Genomic DNA, 22,188 nt, shown 5'->3' with positions numbered 1-22,188 from the left:
TATGAATCCACTACTCAAGGTTCTCTGGGCGATCTACTACTGGCTCATCTTTGTCCCCCTCTTCGTCCTCGCCACAATCCTCACGTCGATCCTCACGGTGCTCGGCTCTGCGCTCGGCTGGAGGAGGGGAGCCACTTACCTCCCCTCCCGCATCTGGAGCAAGCTCACGATGACCCTCCTCTTCTCGCCCGTCACGGTGCGGGGTAAGGAAAACATCCCCGACGAGGCGGTCCTCGTGGCGCCCAATCACATGAGCGCCCTCGATGTCTTTGTCATGGGGGGGTATCTCCACATGCCGTGCCGCTGGGTGCTCAAGGCACCGATCCGCAAGATCCCCTTCGTCGGCTGGGCGTGCGAGAGGATCGGCTTCATCTTCGTCGACCACACCCCGAGTGGGGCACGGAGGGTGATTGATGATGCCAAGGCGACGATTGCCGAGGACTTCAGCATCCTGATCTTCCCAGAGGGGACACGCTCCACGACCGGACGGGTGGGACGCCTGCGTAAGGGCGTCGCCAGCATCGCCCTCTCCACCGGTACGCCCGTGCTACCGGTGACGATAGATGGCACCTTCGAGGCACTGCCCAAGGACCACTACTTCGTCCACCCCCACCGCATCACGATGACGATCCACCCGCTTATCCGCACCTCCGGCTACAGTGAGGATGCCGAGGGGATGATCCGCCTCACCGATGACCTCGCCGCCGCCATCAAGAGCGGCATATAGCACCGGCTTACAGCCCCGCCTTATACCCTCCGCCACTCCCCGGGTCGTACCCCGAAGAGTGGCGGAGGTGTTTTTCCTACAGCCCCCTACCCTGATCTGAGTAATTGGTGCCGGAGAGGTACTCGGCAGTGGGTATTTTCCTTCGCTTTACGAAAAACGAGGGACTCTATTTCGTATTTTTGCCCCGCTGAGGAGGACTGGTTCACTCCTTTTATGTTATTAGTTCGAAAGTAGATATGAGAGCAATCACCAAAGTCATCATTGCCGGCATCGTCCTCGCGCTCCTCGGAGGCACTAATGCGGTGGCCCAGGAGCGGGTCGAGCAGGAGCGGGTCGAGCAGGAGCGGGTCTTCCCAAGGACGGGCATCCACGGGAAGGACCTGCTGGATCGGCTGACCTTGTCGGGGTATGGCACTGTCAATTACCAGAATTATCTCACCAAGGAGCGCGACCCGTACCTCAAGGACCGCCTTGACCAGGAGCGCTTCGCTCTCTATCTCAAGCTCCGCTTTACGGATCGGATCCGGATGAGCAGCGAGATCGAGTTTGAGCACGGTGGTACCGGTGCCACGATGGAGTTTGACGCACTGGAGGAGGCTGGTGAGTACGAGATGGAGATCGAGCAGGGCGGGGAGGTAAAGCTGGAGCATCTCTACCTCGACTTCCTCACCCACGAGATGGCCAATCTCCGTGTCGGCCGCTTCAAGCTCCATATGGGGCTCGCCAGCAGCCTTGACCGACCCAATAAGTACTTCACCGTACTTCGTCCCGAGGGCGAGGATGCGATGATCCCCCTTGGCTGGTACGAGACGGGCGTGATGCTCTTCGGAGGCTTTTTCCACAATAGACTCACCTACGAGCTGGCAGTCAGCTCCGGTCTCGACTCCAGTGGCTTCTCAAGTCGCAACTGGGTCAAGAGGGGGTATCAGACCCGCTTCGAGATGCCGGTGGCTGAGGCGCTCGCCTACTCGCTCCGTATGGACTACCACTTCGGTCGCTTAGGGGAGTCCTTTGTCGGCTTCTCCGCCTATGCGGGGAATACGAACCCCAATCGCCCTCGATACGACATGGAGAATGTGAAGGGCTGGCTCAAGGTCGCCGGTGCTCACCTGGCGGTCAATGAGGGCAACTGGCGCTTCCATAGCTCCCTGCTCTGGGGAGACCTGCAAAATTCGGACAACATCTCCTTCAAGAACGCCCACCTCTCCAAGCACCTCAATGCCAAGCGCACCGCTGTCGGCAAGCAGGCACTCTCCGTCTCGGCAGAGCTGGGATACAATGTCCTCCCGCTGATTAATCGAGAGACGAAGCAGAGGCTCTACCCCTTCGTCCGATACGACTACTACGATACGATGTTCCGCACCTCGGGCGATGTGATCAAGCTCGATATGTGGAGCCGCAGCGTCATCACCGCGGGGCTCAATTGGATGATCACGCCCGGTCTCGTCGCCAAGGCCCAGTACACCGACCGCACCTATGGGGACAACTACGTCGACCCGGTCTCCAAGCAGGACATGGGGCGCAAGACCAAGGAGCGGGAGCTGCTGGTCGGACTCGGTTTCTCTTTCTAATTGCAAAATCAACAAATTATTACATACCCATATTATGCGTTTTTCTAACATCTTTAAGGCAGGGCTCTGCCTGTCCCTTATGAGCAGTTCTCTGCTGCTCTCCTCATGCGATGGTGACAAGCCCAAAAATCCTGAGAAGCAGTACGACACCTCCTCGGTGATCGCTAATACCATCGACATCGTTACCGTCCGCTCCTTTGCTGACCTCACCGCTGAGGTTACCGCTCTTGACAAGGCTTGCATGGAGCTGAAGAAGAGCCCCACGCAGGCCAATCTCGACAAGGCGCGGGAGCTCTGGAAGGTTGCTCGCAAGACCTGGGAGCAGACAGAGGCCTTCGGCTTCGGTCCAGTCGGCGAGCTGGAGCAGGGCAATGATATCGCTGAGGGGGAGGATAATTATCCCCTCGACATTGACCCCAACATGGATACTTGGCCGGTCGATGTCAGCCTGATGAACCAGACCATCGCCTCCAATGAGCCGATCACTAAGGAGACCATCGAGAAGCACAATGAGACCCGCGGTTTCCACCTCCTGGAGTTCATCCTGTGGGGTCCGCAGAAGAGTCCCTTCACCATCGAGACGCTCCAGGGCAATCCCCGTCTCCTGGAGTACCTCGTCGCCGGATCCAACGACATGAAGAGCGTCTGCGACAAGCTGACCACCAAGTGGCCCGCCTTTGCCAAGATGATCAAGGCGGCCGGTAAGGGCAGCAAGGCTTATCCCACCACCAAAGCAGCCATCGAGGAGATGGTGACCGGCATGCAGGACATCGTCGACGAGGTGGGGAAGGAGAAGATCGAGTTCCCCCTCAATGGCGGTGGCCCCACCGGCAGCGTAGAGGGCGGTGATATCAATAAGGACGGCAAGCCCCACTTCGAGAAGGAGGAGTCCCCCTTCTCCAATAACTCGCTACAGGACTTCCAGGACAATCTCCAGAGTGTCTACAACCTCTACACCTGCAGCTACAAGGGTCAGTCCGGCGCCTCCATCTCCGACCTGATCGTCAATGTCTTCAAGAAGCCCGAGCTGGACAAGAGGTTTAAGGCTCAGATCATCAAGGCCCAGACGGCGCTCAAGAACCTCCCCGGCACCTTCACCGAATGCATCGAGCACCATCGTCCTGAGGTGAAGAGTGCTCAGGCAGAGGTGATCAAGCTCTCCGAGATCCTCGAGAAGGAGATCGCACCGCTCGTCAGCGACTCTCAGGGTGAGATCTAAGTGATGACCATGGGTACAAGAGAGTGGATAGCCATCGTCTGCGGGACGCTGACCCTCACCCTTGCGGGGTGTCGTCAGGAGCCGGCGGTGGAGCCCGACCCCTACGACATCGTCGCCCACCTGCGTCCCGGCGGTGCTGCCTCGACCAATATGTCCTCCAGCAAGGCCTACGGACAGCCGGTCGATGGGATGACGGAGGAGCAGACCCGGAAGTTTGATCACGGCGACTACATCTTCGAGCACCAGTTTGTGCCGAGCGGAGACGTCATGTCCGGCCTCGGACCGCTGTACAATAATCACACCTGCGCCCAGTGCCACCCCAACGAAGGTCGCGCCCCCTTCCCTCGTAATCTCAATCAGCCGAGCGGCTTCTTCCTCCGCATCAGTAGCGGCAACGATCCCGTCTACGGGCACATCGGTGTCCCCGGCTTCGGTGCCCAGCTCCAGCAGCTCGCCATCGACGGTGTGAAGCCTGAGGCGAAGTTTCACGTCGAGTGGTCGGAGAAGGTAGAGGTCTACGACGATGGGACCAAGGTGGTTCTCCACCGCCCGACGTTCTCCATCTCTGACACCCGCATCCCGCTGCCTGCCTACTATATGCTCTCGCCCCGTATCGGTATGCCGACATACGGTCTGGGACTGCTGGAGGCGATCCCCGAGGAGGAGATCCTCTCTCATGCAGACCCCTACGACAAGGACAATGACGGCATCTCCGGCAAGCCCAATTATGTCTGGGACAGTGAGTATAAAAAGGTGCGCATCGGTCGCTTCGGATGGAAGGCCAATACCTCCTCCGTCATGGAGCAGACCTGTCAGGCCTTTGTCAACGACATGGGCCTCACCAACCGCCTCTACCCCGTGGAGGAGGACTGGGATCGGCAGGGCGACGGTGATCCGACCACCTACGAGGTGCCGGACGATGTGCTGGATGCGGTGGTCTTCTACGGCAGGACGCTCGCCGTCCCTGCACCGAGGGGGCTCGATCGCCCTGTGGTGAAGAAGGGGTACAAGCTCTTCGACGAGATCGGCTGCGCCAAGTGCCACGTCCCCACGATGCACACCGGTCAGACCGATGTGGCGGCACTCTCCGGTCAGACCATCTACTGCTACACCGATATGCTGCTGCACGACATGGGCGAGGACTTGGCGGATCAGCGTCCCGACCACCTGGCCGACGGTCATGAGTGGAAGACCCGCCCGTTGTGGGGCATCGGCCTCACTTATCCGGTCAATAGGTACGAGTTTTACCTCCACGACGGTCGCGCCCGCAGTTTGGAGCAGGCGATCCTCTGGCATGGCGGAGAGGCTGACCATGTCAAGCGGAAGTTTAAGGCGCTCTCCAAGGACGATAGAGACGCCGTCCTCGCTTTCCTAAGAGCACTCTGAGTTGAGTAGAGACTTACAAATGAAATGGAGGAGAAGAGCCGGTGGGGTCACATTTGCCCTGCTCGCTCTTCTCCTTCTTATCCTCGCCGGCGGCACCGTGATGGAGCGGGTGCTGGGGCACGAGGTGGCGATCCGTCAGGTCTACGGGGCGCCCTGGATGATCGCCCTCTGGTTGCTCGCCGGGCTGGGGTTGCTCTTCTCTCTCGTGAGAGGGGGAAGGAGACTCCCCACAGCTACGCTGATCCTCCACGGCTCGCTCCTCCTGATCCTGGTCGGAGGACTCTGCACTGCCCTCCTCAGCCGGCAGGGGAAGATGATGATCGAGCGGGGAAGACCGGTGGAGCGCTATCTCCTCTCGGGAGGGGCGGTGACCGACTCACTCCCCTTCGCCCTCACCCTGAGGGACTACGGCACCACCTACTCCGATGAGGGGGGAGCCTTTCCCTCCGACTACTACGCCGTCGTCGAGGTGGAGGGGGCTACCCACAGACTCTCGATGAATAAGATCCTGCGCCACCGGGGCTACCGCTTCTTCCTCCATGCGCTCTCCGAGGAGAGTGACGAGGTCTCCCTCCTCGTCACCTACGATCCCATCGGGATGTATCTCGTCTACGCCGGCTTCGTCCTCCTGATCCTCGCCTTCCTGATGCTGATGCTGCAGAGAGGGGGGCGCTTCCGGCGCCTGCTGAGGCGCACCCTGCTGCCCCTCGTCCTCCTCTTCCCTCTCGTCGCCTCGGAAGCGCATGCAGAGGAGCCGGCGGTATACTACCGAGGGCGGGTCGTGCCGATCTCCACCCTGTCGCGCGACATTGCCCTCAAGACCACAGGATCTGCTCGAGGGCATAGAGAGCTACTCCGCCGCTGGGTGACCGACTTCGACAGCTGCAAGAGAGAGCCACTGATCCGGGTCAAGGGGCGCGAGCTGAGGGAGCAGACCCATCTCCCCGGACGGGTGGCGCTGACCGACCTCTTCTCCCCGGAGCGTGGCTATCTCCTCCAGCCTTACCTCAGAGCGTACGACGAGGGGGACGATTCCCCCGCCACCCGTCAGGCTGTCGCTGTGAGCGAGGCGGTGGAGCTTGCGTTCAGCATCCGCATGGGAGAGACCCTCTACCTCTTCCCCACCCGCACCTCGGCGGGTAAGGTGAAGTGGTATGCCGCCGGATCCCCCATAGCACCGGGCGAAGTGGCAGAGCGGGACAGCCTCTTCATCCGCACCTTCATGCCCACACTCATCAGCAAGCGGGACAGCCCGGCTGAGTACCGGCAGCTGATCGATGCACTGATTGCTTATCAGGATCAAGTCCCGGAGGTGAGGGCAAGTCGTCCCCGACTCCGCGCCGAGGTTCTGTACCACAGTGTCCCCTATCCGCTGATCCTCTTCATCACCTACTTCGTCCTTGCACTGCTTGCCCTCACGCTTCCGCGGATCTTCTCAGGCAAAGTGGTGCGGTGGGGACTCCTTGCGGGGCTCCTCTTCCTCACACTCTTCATCGGCTGCCGTGCCTACATCACCGGCAGAGTCCCGCTGGCGACCGGCTACGAGACCTCTCTGGCGATCGCCTGGTCGATCACGCTCCTCGGGCTGCTCCTTGTACGGCGTGTCGCTCCTCTCGGTGCACTCTGCATGGGCGGGGCAGGGTTCTTCCTCCTCGTGGCGCACCTCGGTATGTCCTCCCCGGCGATGACGCCTATCATGCCGGTGCTCCACTCGCCCCTGCTGAGCTTCCACGTGAGCGTGCTGATGATCAGCTATGCGCTCCTCTCCACCACGGCGGCGATCGGGCTCTACAGCCTCCTCGGGCGACAGTCGCGGGAGCAGGTGCTGCGACAGCGAGACCTCAGCCTGCTGCTCCTCTACCCCGCACTCCTGCTCCTCATCATCGGCATTGTGATCGGCGCCTACTGGGCCAATGTCAGCTGGGGGAACTACTGGTCCTGGGATCCCAAGGAGGTGTGGGCGCTGATCACGCTCGTCGCCTACTCGGCACTCCTCCACGAGGGGCTGCTGCCGTGGCTGCGGGACCCGAGGCACTATCACCTCTGTATGGTCCTCCTCTTTGCGGTACTGCTGATGACCTACTTTGGCGTCAATACCCTACTCGGCGGGCTCCACTCGTACGGGTAGGCGATAGTTCCTGAAATGCGTCCCCCCGGAGGTGCTTTTGTACAGGAGCCCTATCTTCAGGAAAATGAGTAATTTTGCAAGAGAGAGGGTACGTGTAATGCTTAGAGACTAATGGATTAAAGACATGATAGAGACACCTTTCATCAAAGCCTACGAGAAGTCGTTTGCAGACTCTTGGGCGCTGGCAGCGCTGACCAATTACGACACCGGCAAGACCTTTAGCTACGCTGACGTGGCGAGAGGGGTGGCACGCACACAACTGCTCCTCGAGGCCTTAGAGGTCAAGAAGGGGGAGCGGGTGGCGCTCATCGGTGAGGACTGCGCTGAGTGGTGCATCCACTGGCTCGGCATCGTCACCTATGGAGCGGTCGTTGTGCCGATCCTGCCCGCCTTTACGGCTGATGATGTGGAGGCGATCATCAACCACTCCGACACGGTAGTGGTCTTTGCTGACGTTGAGCACCGGGAGCGCCTCTCGATCGGCCATCTCCCCGAGGTACGTGCCTTCGTCGACATCATGTCGGGCAACGTCATTCCCGAGATGACCCGAGAGGAGCGACTCCATAGCATCGATGTGGAGGCACTCTTCACCGAGCGCTACCCGTCCAGCTTCACCAAGGAGGACATCCACTACGACGGGGTTTCCAATGAGGATGTCGTCCTCCTCACCTACACCTCCGGCACCTCCGGCTCCAGCAAGGGCGTGATGATCACGGCGAATAACCTGATCGCCAATGTGGTTGCGGCTCAAGAGAAGAAGGTCGAGATGCCGGGTGACGTGCTCCTCTGCTTCCTCCCCAATGCGCACGCCTTCTCCCTCGCCTTCAACGTCCTCCTGCCACTCTCCGTCGGCGGACACGTCTTTATCCTGCGCTACAAGCCTACCCCCTCGATCCTCGTCAAGGCGATGAAGGAGGTACGCCCCCACGTGATCCTCTCCGTGCCACTGGTGCTGGAGAAGATCTACGCCAAGGCGATCCTCCCCAAGATTGAGGGCAATATGATGGCGCGCCTCGCACTGAAGATCCCGCTGCTGAATAAAGCGATCTACGGCAAGGTAGGCGATACGCTGCGAGAGACCTTCGGCGGACGGCTCAAGTTCTTCATCGTCGGTGGTGCAGCACTCAATGACGAGGTTTCCGACTTCCTGATGAAGGCCGGCTTTCCCCTCACCGTCGGCTACGGCATGACCGAGTGCGCCCCACTCATCAGCTACGTGGAGCCCAAGCGCTACCGCCACGGCAGTGTCGGCAAGATTATGTCGATGATCCAGGAGGTCCGCATCGCCAAGGCGGATCACGTCGAGGAGGACGCCGAGGGACACCGAGTGGGCGAGATCCAGGTCCGCGGGGAGAATGTCTGCAAGGGCTACTACAAAAATCCTGAGGCCACCACGGCGCTCTTCACCGCCGATGGCTGGCTCCGCACCGGAGACCTCGGCTACTACGACAAGGACGAGTACCTCTACATCTCCGGACGCATCAAGGCGATGATCCTCACCTCCAATGGGGAGAACGTCTACCCCGAGGCGATCGAGGAGAAGTACAATATTCACCCCTACGTCGCCGAGTGCGTCGTCGTGCAGCGAGGGGAGCGCCTCGTTGCCGTCGTCTACCCTGACTACGCTGTCTTAGAGAAGGAGCAGAAGGAGCCCAAGGCAGCACTCGAGGAGGTGCGCAAGCAGATCAATACCCTCCTCAACCCCTACCAGCAGATCGCTGAGGTGGAGCTCCGTGAGGAGGACTTCGAACGCACACCCAAGATGAGCGTCAAGCGCTACCTCGTCAAGTAACCCTCCCCCAAGGAGCTATTTAATAGGTATACAGAGGTCGCAGGTCGGGTCGCCAGTCCCCACCTGCGACCTCTCTCTGTATGCCCAGTCTCCTAAGACACGCCCTGCACCCGACGCCTATGGAGCGGGCTGCGGATGCAGCCGTGCTGTGTAAGCCGGTGTATTTGAGTAAAACTTCCGACTTGTCCGACTCGTCCGACTTGCGGGGCGCACCCCGGCAGGGGTGCTCGCTCCATAGGCATCGGTCATCCGCGAAGCGGTGACCGATGTACAACGCCCCACCCATCTCCCCACGACCCCGCTAGGGGTCGCTCGTAATGGGGACCGCCGGAGGGACCGACACCCTATCAGGGTCATATATATAGGCGTATCGCAGGCAATCCAGGGATCAGGTAGGTACCATAAGCGATCCTTACGCACATCTCACGAGATACGCTATAGCTCGTAGTAATCAGATGGGTTAAAGTCATCAGCAGCCCTTGGGATACGCAATCCCACAATAGTACCATGCAGTCCCAGGTGGTTTGGGAGAGGGAAAACCTTCTCTTCCCTTGGCGTACTCACATAGAGTGCGCTGCCGGAAAAAAAAGAAACTCCCCCTGAAGCCCATGTACCAGCATTTGCCGAGAGCTTGAGATGCCAAATCCTCTATTGACAGAGCCGGCAGTATTCTTTGTTGAGAGCCTCCGGTTAATTGTCGTCTGAAGAGCCTGAGCATCTGTACTTCTGTCATCTAATAGCTTTGCTCTCCTATAGCTTCCCGGAATAGTTACACCATTATCGAAGACGCAGATATCCATATACCCTTTGCGAGCATAGTCTTGACAAACTATCCCACCACCATGAGAGAAAGAGTGCTCTATGACGTTATCCAATATCTCCGAGATCAAATAATTAACACCCGTGAAGATCCTACCGCTTAAGTCAAGTCTAGATCTTAACAGATTAGCCACGGCAGATCCGACAGACGTCACATGTGCCCTTGATCTCTCGCCAAAAAGGGGAAATCGCATAATTGGGATATAGGACTTATCCCTATAGGATCCGAGATACTCCTCGACGTCATCCAGGTCGTCTGTAGAGACGCCGCCATCATCAAAACTGATTGTACACAAATAATTGGTACGCACGTCTAACTCAATACGACTGGAAGCCAGAGGATCAAACTTCCTCGCAAGGAGAGCAGAAAGGAAAAGAGGGGTTGCGAAAGTCCCCTCCTCAAATATTAATACATTGTCTCGATCCGAACTTCTCTCAATCTTCTCAAAGATCAGGAGTGCCTCCCTGAGCCCACTCAGAAAGCCACTCCCCACACGGACTGATGCGTCTATATTCATAGACAAGAAAGCTCACTCAGGTACAGGGTCAGTTCATCCATATTTTCCACCTCCTGAATCTGGACTTGGGAGGATGCGCCTCGACGAATAGGGACCTGAGTTGCTTCGACCGCATCGAGAAGTCGCGCTAGCTCGCCCGTCATATTAGTCACCCGTGCATGCCTCTCAACAATCAGCTTATTATAGAATTCATCCATAAAGCTCCGGCTTGAAAACTTGACACCGGAGAAGTCAAAAGTAACCTCTTCATCAGCAGGCATAGCATCATAGCGGGCAATAAGCTCCTCCACGCTACTACGAAGCCTGAGGTAAGGCTGTAAAATGTCGCTCACTACAATTATCCTACTCATAATACGCTGATTGATAAAGCCAAAATGAACATCGTACTTCTCTTACTTCCACAAATGTAATGAAAAGGAGAACACACAACAAGAGAAAAGATCACGACCCCGCCAGGGCGTCGCACTTTCAGATCGGCGATCAGTATGACCTATGGGTGTCTGCACCCCGGCAGGGGTGCGTTTTTCGTAGCTCGGGTGTCGGTGGGGTGTAGCCCCGACGACCCCGGGTAAGCATAGCCCTCTTTTACCCCCACGACCCCGCCAGGGGTCGCGCTTAGAGGATAAGGCTGCCGGTGCGACACCCTGTCGGGGTCGCATTTATTTATGATGATCAACCGTTTCCCGGGGTCATCGGCACTTCGTGCCTCGGCACCCGGGCTAAAAGCCGACGATCCCTCCGGGCTCCGCCCATGCGGGATCAAATTTTTGCACAGCTATAGCCGAGACTGAAATTTTAAGCAGACTTGAAATTTTTATCACGACAACAAAATTTTCAAGTACACTTGAGAATATCTACATCAAGCTCCCGGATGACCACGTGTGTATCCGGGCAATAACGTCTCTAAACACTCAAATCACCCGAAGACTGCTGCAAATATACCACACCCGGCAGGGCATATTGTCCCTTTGGGTCTCCTCCGACCCTGATCAGCCACCATTCCGACAAACGCCACACAACAGTCCTACCTACAGGACAGGGGTGACACGCTTAAGTGGCTCAGTAGCCATTGATCTCATCGTGATGAGAGGAGGGAGAGGCACCCCTTGTGGGTGCCCGCTCCATAGGCATCGGTCATCCGCGAAGCGGTGACCGATGTACAGCGCCCATCCCCTTCCCCCTCGACCCCGCCAGGGCGTCGCCGAGCAGGCATCTCCTTTCACGGCGACCCGCAAGGGGTCGAGGCCTATTGGGTATGGCTATAGATCGGTCTTCGGCACTGCGTGCCTCGACCGATGCCAATGGAGCGGGCATCCGTGCGGATGCCGGCGTGCTATGTGAGCCGACAAGTTTGGGCAGGGCATCCGACGCGTCCGACAAGATAGTGCGGACTAAAGGGCTGCACCCTGGTAGGGGTGCGTTGTTCTTAGCGTTAAGGTAACGATTAGCCCATCGTGCACGTACAACATTCTCAGGCACCACCCTGATGATGCTCAGAAACTCCCCTACCGCATTGCGCTATTCTCATTGTGCGTGGGTATCCTCTCACTAGCTTTAGGGGTGATCTGCCTCGTCATAACCATAGTGAGCTAAGTCTTAGTAGCACACTTTCGCCACGGAGCCTGACCGGTGACCCTCTACCAAGTCACACGGTCAGGCTCTGTGCAAGAGATCAGAGTGGTCTTGTCAGGTGAGCAGACGCCGGCAAAGGATCAGAGACTCACTGCACGTCACCAATTCCCTTGACACATCCACTGACAGAGTACACAAAGAAGGTGCGCCGCAACTCGTGCGACGCACCCTCCATCATAGCAAGCAGATAAAACTGCTTTATCAGTAGAGGCTAACTATATCAGAAGACAAACTCCGGATCATTACCCTCAGCATGGAAAGGTACCGGGTTGTTCTCATTCGGATTGTAGTTGACCTCAGTATCAACGATACAGTAGTTAAACCAATCGGGGGTGTGGTCAACATTCCAACAATACTTATTGAGGTGGTTGGTCCCCTTGTAGCATTGAATGACACCACCAGAAAGATGGGCAACCAAAGCCATTGATTATAATCATTATGGATTACATTGAGGAAAAACTCCAAACTCAAGACTCAAGAAACTCATAAATTTCCTGTCTCATAACAGAAGCTTCCTTCATTCCACAGACGACTAGCATAAGATTTCCATTCTTTGAGTACTTAGGGGAGTGATAGTTCGAGGGAAACAAAAAACCTGACAACTCTCCGACATAAGTACATCCGGACATCAACTCAATAAATTCCAATTCGCCTCCGGGGAGTATTTGCAGGTATTTCTCAAGGTCTGTTCTATATTCCATATTCTCACTGGACCATTTATCTATTAACACGATGCGTTCCTTTCCCCTCCAGATGGCATGCATCCTTTTGATAAGATTGTTAACATACAAATCTCCAAAAGAGTACCCTACTATAACCATAGAATTACTACCGACGATAGCTTTGTGCAAATTACCATGATAAAAGTCGTATGGCATACATATAAGTTTCTCCGTCTTACGAAGACCTGTAATGATAGGCCCCGCTATATATTCCTCGTTATTTTGCGAGACCGGGTTACTTTGCCCCCGTCCTATCATTCGATCCTCCACTTCATCAAAACTAGGATACTTATACAAGTCATGTATATCCGTCTCAAATATATCATCATTCGAATGGTCCTTATAGTAGTAGTTGATACATCCATGAATATGATTAATAGTGGAGAGCTTATCTTTATTCTCCATTAGCTTTTTAGGGCGGAAGATGGCATCAGCCCTACCTGGAATCTGCTCGAAACCATCCTCAAAGACTCCCAAACTCTGCTCCACCGTAGTATCATAATTGAAGTTGAAAACATCCCACTTGAAATCACTCTCAAAGAAATCTCTATACGAGTTTTCCTTTCCTTTATCATTCCAAAAGTATTCGTTATAGTCGTTTACAATTCTCATAATACGTAAAACATACTCACTCCTTACAGCAGATAAATCATTTCTATCAAACACAAAATTCTGCTTCGTAAAGGGTGCGAAGTAGGGATATATATATGGATTCTTATTGTTACCAGACCATACACTCTCATATGAGAGCAATTGTTCTATAACATGAAACAATATCTCAAAGTTGACATTTGGCTTCAAGTCATCCTCCCACCAGATATTTGGATCTACAGGAAACTTTTTGATCAACTCGTCAAAAATATCATTCACCACAGTGATCTCTCTACTATCGTTGAAGATATCACGATAGGGTTTTAATACTTCTTCCGTTATTTTCTTTGTCGTGGGAGTCACTATATTACCAGGGAAATTCATATCCAAAACTGCCCCGGCACCCATGATCATAGTAACCCGATGATTAGTCTCACGCATATTAGCAATGCATTACAATGTGATTAAACCTCCTATTATACACCACTTGTTTTCACAATATACCTATTTCCTTATGGTAATAGCATCTGTTCTCACTCAATGCTCAAGCACACTGTTTTTGCCCTATAGCTCAAAAACCCTTCAGGAGCTACTCAAGCTCACGCAAAGGGGGGTGCGCCGAAGATAATACTCGACACACCCCCCTTAAATAGCGTGAGCTTAACACTCACATATAATGTACTAAAGCAGGATTAGAATTACTGTACCAGAGGATTCTGTTTGATAACACCTCCGGCAGCCTTAATCTCATCGTAAGGGATGGCAAATTCCCAAGCAGGAGAATTAACATCCTTAGGGATATATCTGACGAGGTCTCCAGTATTTCTCTTCCTGAACATCTCAGCAGCTGCACCGCTAAGGTACTTCACATTACTTGCCGTAGAGCGATCAAAGGTAATTCCGAGACGCTTGATATCAAAGAAGCGAAGTCCTTCACCCCAGTGATCAATCCGCTTATTGCGCATGATCTCAGAGATAAGCTGCTCCCCAGAGTACTTAGAGGCATTGTATTCAGGGTCACGCGTCACCATAATTTCTCCCAGCGTTTTCTGAGCCGCAGCATCCTTGCCTTGGCGTGCCTCTGCCTCAGCCTTGATGTAGTACAGCTCTGAGAGTCGGAGGATGAGCATATCACCTCTGGAGCTGTCGCTGGACTGTGCCCAGAACTTCACCTGCTGCCCCGTAGACGACCACTTGCCACCGGCATAGTTACCCAGCGCAAAGAGCTCTTCATTTACTCCGCTTGGGATCTCATCACCAAGATCGGCGCAGACGAACCACTTACGACGGGCATCATTCTTCCCCATAGGATCATAGATGTCACGATTGATCGCGAAGTGCGTTCCTCCGATCTGCCATGCCTTGAAGTTACAAGACACGTGGGCCATATACCCCCAATACCCCTGGTCTTGATCAGAGGCCTGCTTGTAGCCCCAGATCCACTCGGTGGCATTGATATCGTTGAACCCATCCAGCAGGTCTGTACCCGTCTGCAGCTTGATATTGCCATTCTTCTTTGCAATACCCTCTGCAGCATACTTCTCAGCAGCGGCATAGTCTTGCTTAGCCAAAGCCACACGAGCGGCAATGGCACAAGCAGCACTATAAGAGATCTGGTTCTTATCCTGCGTCTCGACTCTTGACAGATGATCCAGAGCCTTGGCAATGTCACTGTCGATCTGATCATAGATCTCCTTGACAGAGGCACGGGGCAGCGGGTCAGTCTTCTCGCCATCAAGCTTCAGAGGCACAGCAGGAGTGTCGTTAGCACCACCCTTTACATACCTCTTTCCGAAGAGCTGAGCCAGAAAATGGTAAGACATAGCCCTGAAGGTGTATGCCTGCCCCAGGAGGTAGTCCTTTTCTTTCTCGGAGAGCTTAGAAGCCTCAGCGGAATTGATGATAGTGCTTGACTGATTAATAATGGAGTAGAAAAACAACCAAGCCCTTTCATTAATTTCACCATAAGGATTAGTGTGATCCTCGTAGCGATGCAACCCCATATAGATGGCTGGGACAGAGTTGATAAAGTCGTCACCCAGGTAGTCCATCTTGTACATTAAGGATCCGTAGCCTACTCCAAAGCCCTGAGGATTTCCCATGGCATCGAAGTAGTCATAGTTGTACATGGTGTTGTGTACACCATCAAGCAACGCCTTCATTCCGTTGAAGGAGCCACTCAGCTGGCCGCGGGTAAGTGCGTCTGTGGGAGCCGTATCCAAAAAGTCCTTAGAGCAGGAAGTTAGCGTCAGACCACACAGTAGTAGCACTGTTGCAATAATATTTCTTTTCATAATATAATCGGTGCGTATCTACTTTAGAAGTTGAAAGAAAAGCCAGCCGTTACGGTACGTGCAAACGCATACCCGGCTGCACCTACAACACCGTCAAACTGACCCATTGGGTTAAGTCCCTTTCTCTTAGAGGCGAGGAAGAGATTCTCACCGGAAAGAGAGATACGGGCATTAGAGAAGCCATAATCCTCGAGCCAGCTATTTGGCAGTGTGTAGCTGAGGCTGATATTCTTCAGCATCAGAGCAGTAGAGGAGATAAGGTGCCTTTCGGAAATCATGTTGTCATACTGTCCGTCAGGACCGGCATCAAGACGTGGCACATTGGTGATCTGACCGGGCTTGGTCCAGGCATTCAGCATATCCTTATGCATAGCTTTACCTCCACCAATGTTACGACCCATAAGACTAGCATATCCGCTGTCCAACGTCTTACCACCGAGCTGATAAGCGAAGTTGACGTTGAAGTCAACGCTCTTCCATCTCAGAGAAGTACCAAATCCACCATAGAGATCAGGAATAGAGGAGCCGAAGAAGTCCTTCTTGGCAAACTTTCCATTCTTCGTCCAATTCTCTGATTCAGTACCCTTCTCCCCGAGACCCTTTGCATCGGGGTAGTTCTTACGATCTATCTCGTAGATGGCAACACCATCCTTAGGATCTACCTTTACAAAAGAGTTGAGGTAAAAATCGTAGATGCTTCCGCCCTCCACATACTTGTGGTAATCCAGCTCAATACCATCCTCACGGTTGGCCTCGGGGAGACGAACAATCACGTTGCTCACCTTAGTACCATTAAAGAAGATACTCCAGTCCCAATCGTTGCTGCGGATAATATCGTACTTTAAGTCAAACTCAACTCCACGGTTACGGACCTTTCCAAGATTGGTATTGATCTCAGTCTTACCGGTAGAGATGACCAGAGGCTTACCGAAGATCAGGTCAATAGACTCCTTATTGAAGAACTCTACAGAACCTCTCAGGCGATTAAAGAGAGAGAACTCCAAAGCGACATCGAAGCTGGCCTGTGTCTCCCACTTGATCTTAGGATCAGCAATGGTAGTGAGCGCAAGACCTACGGAAGATCCATTGTTGAATCCAAATCCGTAAAGCGACTGATAGGCATAGTAATTGCTCAGATCGTGAGTGAGCAGATCGTCATTACCTGTGCGACCATAGGAAGCTCTCAGACTAAGGTTGTCCAGCCAATCACTGGTGCTCTTCATAAACTCCTCATTGGAAATATGCCATCCGGCACCGACTGCCCAGAAATTACCCCATCGGCTGTCACGAGCAAAGCGCGAGCTACCGTCTCTACGATAGGAGGCTGAGAAATTGTACAGGTCGGAGTAGTCATAATTGATACGACCGAAGTAACCCTCTTTCCTGTAGCTATCCGTCAAGGAAGAGAGCGCATCCTGACTACTGAAGTTACCAAACTCATCAATCCCAAGGATCAGCATCCCCTTCTTTGTAGCATTCAGGGACTGATACTGATATTTATAGCTCTCGTGACCGAGAAGGGCAGAAATACTATGGTCGCCAAAGGTTTTGGAGTAGTCAAGCAGCTGATTAAATGTCAGCGTTGTATAGCGACCATCTTCGATAGTCAGCAAACCTACAGGCTGATCGCCCATAATATTGTTGAAGCGCTGCTTGTACTTCTGGTTAACCAGATCGTAAGCCACATTGGTAGTAAACTTAAGCTCCGGCAGGATCTTGAAGATCGCACTGCCACGAGAGGTCAACATATCTCTCGTGTAGATCCCAAAGTCCAGCTCGCCCTCATACACAGGGTTGAACTTTTCCATATACTTACGACCTCTATAGTAGTCGTATTGAGGCTTCCCGTCTTCCCCTACGAGCAGCTTCCCGGTCTCAAAGTCATGAGCATGGATGGGATAGTGGGGTGCAATGCCAGCTGCGAAGTAGAATGAATTGGAGCTATAGCTACCGGCACTTCTCTTGGGAGCAGTATTGACGGCCTGTACGAAGGAGACGTTTCCGCTCAGGTCAAGCCACTTGGTAGCGTTGTAGTCTACACTCACACGTCCGGAGGTCCGTTGGTAGCTGGTATAGTTACGATACCCCTGCTCAGAGATATGCCCCAGAGACATATAGCTGCGCACGTTTTCCCCGCTATAGGATCCACTCAGGTTATACTCACCCCTGTAACCTACACGGAAGAGAGCATCATTCCAGTTCAGGTCATCGCCCCACTTTAGACCGGTGATCTCAGGATTGAGCGATCCGTCAGGGAGGACATAGAGGGGAGCCTCCCACTTAGACTTATCCTTGGAGGCACCGAGGACAGGATTACCACCATCCATACCTACTACGGCCACACCACTCTGGATCCCAGAGTAAGGATTGTAATTCGCAAGATTCTCATTGCTATGCAGCTCATAGTTTGCCCAGTATGCAGCCTGATCATTGTCCAAGCCATACTGATACTGGTACTGATTACGCCACTGACTCCACCTCAGCTTCATCCAGTCGTCAATGCCTACAGTATCGTAGTACTCTTGACCACGTGTGCTAAAGCCCTGATTGGTGCTGAATGTGAAAGTCGGCTTGCCACTGCCACCTCGTGAACCACTCTTTGTCGTGATAAGGATGACACCATTACCTGCGCTTGAGCCATAGAGTGCCGTTGCGGCCGCATCCTTGAGCACGGAGAGACTCTGGATATCCTGAGGGTTAAGATCTGCGAGAGATCCATTATAGACCGTACCATCAACGATAAAGAGAGGCGCAGAGCCTGCATTCACAGAGCCAAAACCGCGAATACGAATCGCAGCAGACGAGCCCGGCTGTCCAAGAGCAGAGATAGACTGCACGCCCGGAGCTGCACCTGCAAGTGCATTCGTCACGTTCGTAATTGGACGGGTCTCCAGTTGCTTGGAGGTGATATTACTCTGTGCGCCCACAAGTGACTGCTTCTTGGCGGTACCATAAGCCACAACGACGACGTCGTCAAGCATTTCAGCATCGGGAGCCATCTTGATGGTGAGCTGTGCAGCTGCCTTAACCTCTTGGGTCTTGTAGCCGACGTAGGAGACGATGATGGTAGCGCCCTGATTGACAGTCAGCGTAAAGTGGCCATCAATGTCGGTCTGCGCACCATTGGTCGCCACACCCTTCTCGCGGACCGTGGCACCAATGATCGACTGACCAGTCTCGTCGAGGACGGTACCCTTAACGGTCAGCTTCTGAGCAAAGGCGCAACTGATCGATAGCAGAAGAAATGCTAGCAATAGTTCGATTTTCCTTTTCATACTTGCTATTGAAGATTAGTTTTTATGCCCGGCATGGATGCCTCGCATCCGCCGGTTGGTTTGAAAGTTATTAAATGTGTCTTAAGGCAAACTGTCCTCTCCCACGACAGCCGGGGTTATGATCAACAAGAGGACTCGCTCTCCCGCTTGATTAGACGACCTATCCCACACCATCGTATCACAATGTTAAAGTATTCCAACGAATATTCCCAACAGATGAGGAGCGAATGCGTGCAGATTCGCCATTTTAACATTTGACGAAGCGAGTTAAGGCTGTTTTTGCAATCTTCGGGTTACAATATCGTGACACCGAAATAGAATAGTCCTTAAGAAAGCCACCCTGAAGAATAAAAATACTTTCAGAAAAAGCGTGGAGGACATCAGGGGATGAGGAGTCACAGACGGAGACCTTTGCATAATATCCCATCTGCGGCGTCACTTTCGAGATTCGGGCTTAGTCATGTGCGTAAGCACACTCCCTTCGCCCTCACTCTCAGTTCCTTGCATCTGTGGCATTCTGCAAAATCCCTGCCGAAAAAGCGGTGCTTTTTCGGCGAAAGACCATTTTGCAAAGGTCTTAGACGATCGGAAGGAGACAAAAAAATCCAGGGTCTCCTCTGCCAAGCTTGGCAGAGGAGACCCTGAAAATAATTTGACGAGATCCCTATTAGGCTCTTATAAGCCCTTCGGGAGACAGACTACTATCTACTAGCCCAGATGGACAGTAAACCAGTAACGAGAGTCCTTGCCACTTATGAAACGCAAGACACTATTGTCACCCTCTCGAGACACATCCTGAATATATACTCTTGTGTCGGCATCATAGTAGTTAGTGAAGTACTTGAGGAACGCTGCGTAACCACTATCCGGGGCGGTGACCAGAGCCTTAATATTATCCGGGACAAAGACCTTGAAGAGCCACGCCTGATCTTCCTCCACAAAGGAGTATCCCAGCTCCACACGAGGCTGCGGTCCCGTTGGTGCCCACAGGGAAAAAGGACGCCACTCGTCAGTGTTATTAAACCAGCCGAGGTCCAGCTCCTTGGCGTCAGGATTGATATTAGCCCTATAGGGCTCAAGCACGTTACGGGTAAAGAGCTGGGAGAACTGACCATTACTCAAGCTGGTCCAGTAAAATTGTCTTGGGATAAAGGCACCCGGATTAGGCAGTGACATAGGCTTGTCTGAGTCAAGATTGAATACAAGCGAGGGATTATCCTTGGCTACAATCTTGTCCTCATTGATCAGGAAGTCCTGGTACGTCTCACCACCAATGGTGAGTGCCGGATCAGCCCTGAAGCCTCCGTCAGTGGGATGAAGGGTATGCTTACGAGTGACCACCTGCCCCTCGCCGTCCTTCATCAAGACGTCAATGACCGGCAGACAAGCCGAGCTGATGAGGTCATTAGACTCATCATGCACAAAGAAGTCCGCCTGCGGGGATCCCGCCAGGTCTATGGAGTGGAAGTAGTGCATCGAGCTATGGAAAACACGCACCAGGCGATGAAGTGCAGGCACCGACTTGTGAATATCCGGCTCATGATCAAGAGGGACGAGGATGGTACTGTCATTGATGTTCTTCATCCCTCTGAGAATAATCTTCTCGGGTGAGACACTTAAGATCTCAAACTCAGTATCCCCTTGATATCCCTTGCCACGCATAGAGTCATCCCACATATCCGGCAGTATAGAGGGGTCTGAGATCTTATGCAAGAGACCATACGTGTCAAAAGACAAGACGGCACCACGACTCAGCCTGAAGCGGTAAGAGGAGACGGACGGCTCTGGGTCAAAGTCAGAGTAGATCGTGACGTGATGATCTTTGTCAAAGCGGAACTGCAGAAGAAATGGTGCCCCGCCACCGGATACATAGCGCGTCTCCCACCCATACTTGGCAGAGGTAAGGACCTCTGAGGCCATGTCCACAACATCCTGCGAGACCTCACCGTACTGCCTGTCAAATGCCTGTGGCTCCACTCGGCTACACCCCACCGTCAGGGCGAGAAGTCCCGAGAGGGCGAGTCCACATATACAACTATTTATCTTCATAATGATCTATCAATATCAAATAGTTAGTGATCCCCACGATCGATCTTGTCATAGCAACCCTTATCACAAGAGTAGGTATGTATATACCTTAGATCACCGGTCAGACCATCCTCAAGGGCGCGTGTGGTGACACCACCGCCTGCGCCCGAGGCACGGGCAGAGAGAGCGGCCTTGTAGTTGTCCTGCACGATATCTCGTAATTGATTCAAGTCAATGCTCCACTTTTCTCTCAGATAATTAGAGATGAAAGTAACCTTCTTGGAGATCTTCTCCTTAGCCTCCGCCGCCACCTTGATTGCGGCTGCTTTTGCCTGACGCTCTGCCTTGCTGTCCAGCATCTGGCTGAGAGACTTTGTCTCTTTGGCTACCGGGATTGACGCATTCCAGATGTCATCAAGGCTCTTTCCCTCAAGGAGAGGCTCAAGGATTGCCCAAAGTTCATCAGAGAACTTATCTTTCTTCGCGGCACTCTCAAAGTCACGCCTCAAGTCCCTCGACAGCTTGATACGCCCATCAATGGCCGCCTTGTCGAGTATGGCCATGATGGCTGCGACATAAGCATCCTTAATCTCACGATCAGTCACCTCCATGGTTGCGGCATTCTTGAGAGCCTCGTTACGCTCGTCCGGAGAGAGGCCTGCGTCCTTGGTGGCCTTGTAGGCCTCCTGATAGGCAACATGACCATCAATGCCATTGAGCAACCGCTCCCAGTCCTCCGGAGAGAGGATCAAGTAGTAGGCAATCGTCTCAACAAAGTCTTCGTTGCGATCCTTGCGGGCATAGTCACTCACGAAACCTTGCTCTCGAGACTGACTGATCCTTAGCGCCGCATTGTCCTGGGGATTGAACCACTGTGCGGTATATCCCTCCTTAGTCACCTGCTCAAAGCTGATGTCAAAGAGCTTATTTTGATGAAGAATATGGCTAAACTCATGGAATATGGTGCGCATAAATCGCTCCAAGATCGCCGGATCCTCCCAGTAATTGATCCCGGAGAGGACAATCTTGCGACCACCCTCTGCCACACCTAATCTGATATTACCATTTCCCTGATACTCGTAGTCTCCAAGCAACTCTATCTGCTTAGGGATATAGGTGCGGATGAAGTCCTCCGGATGCTTATAGACAGGATTTCCTCTGTAAATGTCAATATAGGACTTGACGAATACATCTCTGAAGACCTCCAGGAAGGGGCGGACGTTACTCTCCAGTGGAGGTATGACATTATAGCCCATATCCGTCTCAATATCGTTGTACCTCCAGATCACCTCAATGTTATAGGGCTGCTGCAGATTGTCCCGTACCCAGACATCAGTGGGAGTCTCTGCAGATCCCAAGGTGCGGGCATAGCGAGAGTAGTCCACATCAGGGATCTCACCCTGCTTGCTGCAGGAGCTGACAAGAGCTCCTACACCTCCGAGAAGTACTCCGACCGCAATTGATTTTAGTATAAAACGCTTCATAA

The 22,188-nt window shown here is 53.5% G+C and carries 13 protein-coding genes; 6 read left to right on the top strand and 7 right to left on the bottom strand.

Going from position 1 to position 22,188, the window contains the following annotated elements; genetic code table 11:
- Window position 1: 1 nt before the first annotated feature.
- The 6 genes from QZR17_RS04145 to QZR17_RS04120 all read left to right on the top strand — a co-directional run bounded on the left by QZR17_RS04145 (window position 2) and on the right by QZR17_RS04120 (window position 8,823).
- Window positions 2-727 carry a lysophospholipid acyltransferase family protein gene (locus QZR17_RS04145; RefSeq protein ID WP_297127996.1) on the top strand — a complete coding sequence of 242 codons (726 nt, stop codon included), beginning with the start codon at window positions 2-4 and terminating at the stop codon, window positions 725-727.
- Between the two features lie 236 nt (window positions 728-963).
- Entirely contained in the window at window positions 964-2,298 is a 1,335-nt protein-coding gene (locus QZR17_RS04140) for an autotransporter outer membrane beta-barrel domain-containing protein (RefSeq protein ID WP_297127993.1), read from the top strand.
- 34 nt (window positions 2,299-2,332) lie between these two features.
- Window positions 2,333-3,517, top strand: coding sequence for an imelysin family protein (locus QZR17_RS04135; protein WP_297127991.1), 1,185 nt, complete (start codon window positions 2,333-2,335; stop codon window positions 3,515-3,517).
- A gap of 9 nt (window positions 3,518-3,526) precedes the next feature.
- On the top strand, window positions 3,527-4,903 hold the full coding sequence (locus QZR17_RS04130) for a di-heme oxidoredictase family protein (protein ID WP_297127988.1): 1,377 nt from the start codon (window positions 3,527-3,529) through the stop codon (window positions 4,901-4,903).
- 19 nt (window positions 4,904-4,922) lie between these two features.
- The gene (ccsA, locus tag QZR17_RS04125; RefSeq protein WP_297127985.1) at window positions 4,923-7,031 is read left to right on the top strand and encodes a cytochrome c biogenesis protein CcsA; all 2,109 of its coding nucleotides are present in this window, start codon (window positions 4,923-4,925) and stop codon (window positions 7,029-7,031) included.
- 124 nt (window positions 7,032-7,155) lie between these two features.
- Window positions 7,156-8,823 carry an AMP-binding protein gene (locus QZR17_RS04120; protein WP_297127982.1) on the top strand — a complete coding sequence of 556 codons (1,668 nt, stop codon included), beginning with the start codon at window positions 7,156-7,158 and terminating at the stop codon, window positions 8,821-8,823.
- A gap of 560 nt (window positions 8,824-9,383) precedes the next feature.
- Here QZR17_RS04120 and QZR17_RS04115 read toward each other — a convergent pair.
- The 7 genes from QZR17_RS04115 to QZR17_RS04085 form a co-directional block, all read right to left on the bottom strand.
- Window positions 9,384-10,160 (bottom strand): hypothetical protein, encoded by a 777-nt coding sequence (locus QZR17_RS04115; RefSeq protein WP_297127979.1) that lies wholly within the window; start codon window positions 10,158-10,160, stop codon window positions 9,384-9,386.
- Window positions 10,157-10,510 carry a hypothetical protein gene (locus QZR17_RS04110; protein ID WP_296119680.1) on the bottom strand — a complete coding sequence of 118 codons (354 nt, stop codon included), beginning with the start codon at window positions 10,508-10,510 and terminating at the stop codon, window positions 10,157-10,159. Before QZR17_RS04110 ends, QZR17_RS04115 begins: the two co-directional genes overlap by 4 nt.
- A 1,749-nt stretch (window positions 10,511-12,259) precedes the next feature.
- A complete protein-coding gene (locus QZR17_RS04105) occupies window positions 12,260-13,546 on the bottom strand; it encodes an SIR2 family protein (RefSeq protein WP_297127976.1) in 1,287 nt (428 codons plus the stop codon).
- A gap of 257 nt (window positions 13,547-13,803) precedes the next feature.
- Window positions 13,804-15,399 (bottom strand): RagB/SusD family nutrient uptake outer membrane protein, encoded by a 1,596-nt coding sequence (locus QZR17_RS04100; RefSeq protein WP_297127972.1) that lies wholly within the window; start codon window positions 15,397-15,399, stop codon window positions 13,804-13,806.
- A 23-nt stretch (window positions 15,400-15,422) separates the two neighbouring features.
- Entirely contained in the window at window positions 15,423-18,674 is a 3,252-nt protein-coding gene (locus tag QZR17_RS04095) for a TonB-dependent receptor (RefSeq protein ID WP_297127969.1), read from the bottom strand.
- 708 nt (window positions 18,675-19,382) lie between these two features.
- The gene (locus tag QZR17_RS04090) at window positions 19,383-20,723 is read right to left on the bottom strand and encodes a DUF4302 domain-containing protein (protein ID WP_297127967.1); all 1,341 of its coding nucleotides are present in this window, start codon (window positions 20,721-20,723) and stop codon (window positions 19,383-19,385) included.
- A gap of 23 nt (window positions 20,724-20,746) precedes the next feature.
- Window positions 20,747-22,186 carry a substrate import-associated zinc metallohydrolase lipoprotein gene (locus tag QZR17_RS04085; RefSeq protein WP_297127964.1) on the bottom strand — a complete coding sequence of 480 codons (1,440 nt, stop codon included), beginning with the start codon at window positions 22,184-22,186 and terminating at the stop codon, window positions 20,747-20,749.
- Between the last annotated feature and the right edge of the window lie 2 nt (window positions 22,187-22,188).

This window comes from uncultured Porphyromonas sp. (genome assembly GCF_900541275.1).
Taxonomy (GTDB): domain Bacteria; phylum Bacteroidota; class Bacteroidia; order Bacteroidales; family Porphyromonadaceae; genus Porphyromonas_A.
Note: the sequence above shows the minus strand (reverse complement) of the source record. Positions and strands in the feature narration are given on the sequence as shown.

Coding starts and splice junctions, on each gene's coding strand:
- QZR17_RS04105 (WP_297127976.1), bottom strand. CDS start 13,546: ATGCGTGAGACTAATCATCGGGTTACTATGATCATGGGTGCCGGGGCA.
- QZR17_RS04100 (WP_297127972.1), bottom strand. CDS start 15,399: ATGAAAAGAAATATTATTGCAACAGTGCTACTACTGTGTGGTCTGACG.
- QZR17_RS04085 (WP_297127964.1), bottom strand. CDS start 22,186: ATGAAGCGTTTTATACTAAAATCAATTGCGGTCGGAGTACTTCTCGGA.
- ccsA (WP_297127985.1), top strand. CDS start 4,923: ATGAAATGGAGGAGAAGAGCCGGTGGGGTCACATTTGCCCTGCTCGCT.
- QZR17_RS04135 (WP_297127991.1), top strand. CDS start 2,333: ATGCGTTTTTCTAACATCTTTAAGGCAGGGCTCTGCCTGTCCCTTATG.
- QZR17_RS04090 (WP_297127967.1), bottom strand. CDS start 20,723: ATGAAGATAAATAGTTGTATATGTGGACTCGCCCTCTCGGGACTTCTC.
- QZR17_RS04130 (WP_297127988.1), top strand. CDS start 3,527: ATGGGTACAAGAGAGTGGATAGCCATCGTCTGCGGGACGCTGACCCTC.
- QZR17_RS04145 (WP_297127996.1), top strand. CDS start 2: ATGAATCCACTACTCAAGGTTCTCTGGGCGATCTACTACTGGCTCATC.
- QZR17_RS04140 (WP_297127993.1), top strand. CDS start 964: ATGAGAGCAATCACCAAAGTCATCATTGCCGGCATCGTCCTCGCGCTC.
- QZR17_RS04110 (WP_296119680.1), bottom strand. CDS start 10,510: ATGAGTAGGATAATTGTAGTGAGCGACATTTTACAGCCTTACCTCAGG.
- QZR17_RS04115 (WP_297127979.1), bottom strand. CDS start 10,160: ATGAATATAGACGCATCAGTCCGTGTGGGGAGTGGCTTTCTGAGTGGG.
- QZR17_RS04120 (WP_297127982.1), top strand. CDS start 7,156: ATGATAGAGACACCTTTCATCAAAGCCTACGAGAAGTCGTTTGCAGAC.
- QZR17_RS04095 (WP_297127969.1), bottom strand. CDS start 18,674: ATGAAAAGGAAAATCGAACTATTGCTAGCATTTCTTCTGCTATCGATC.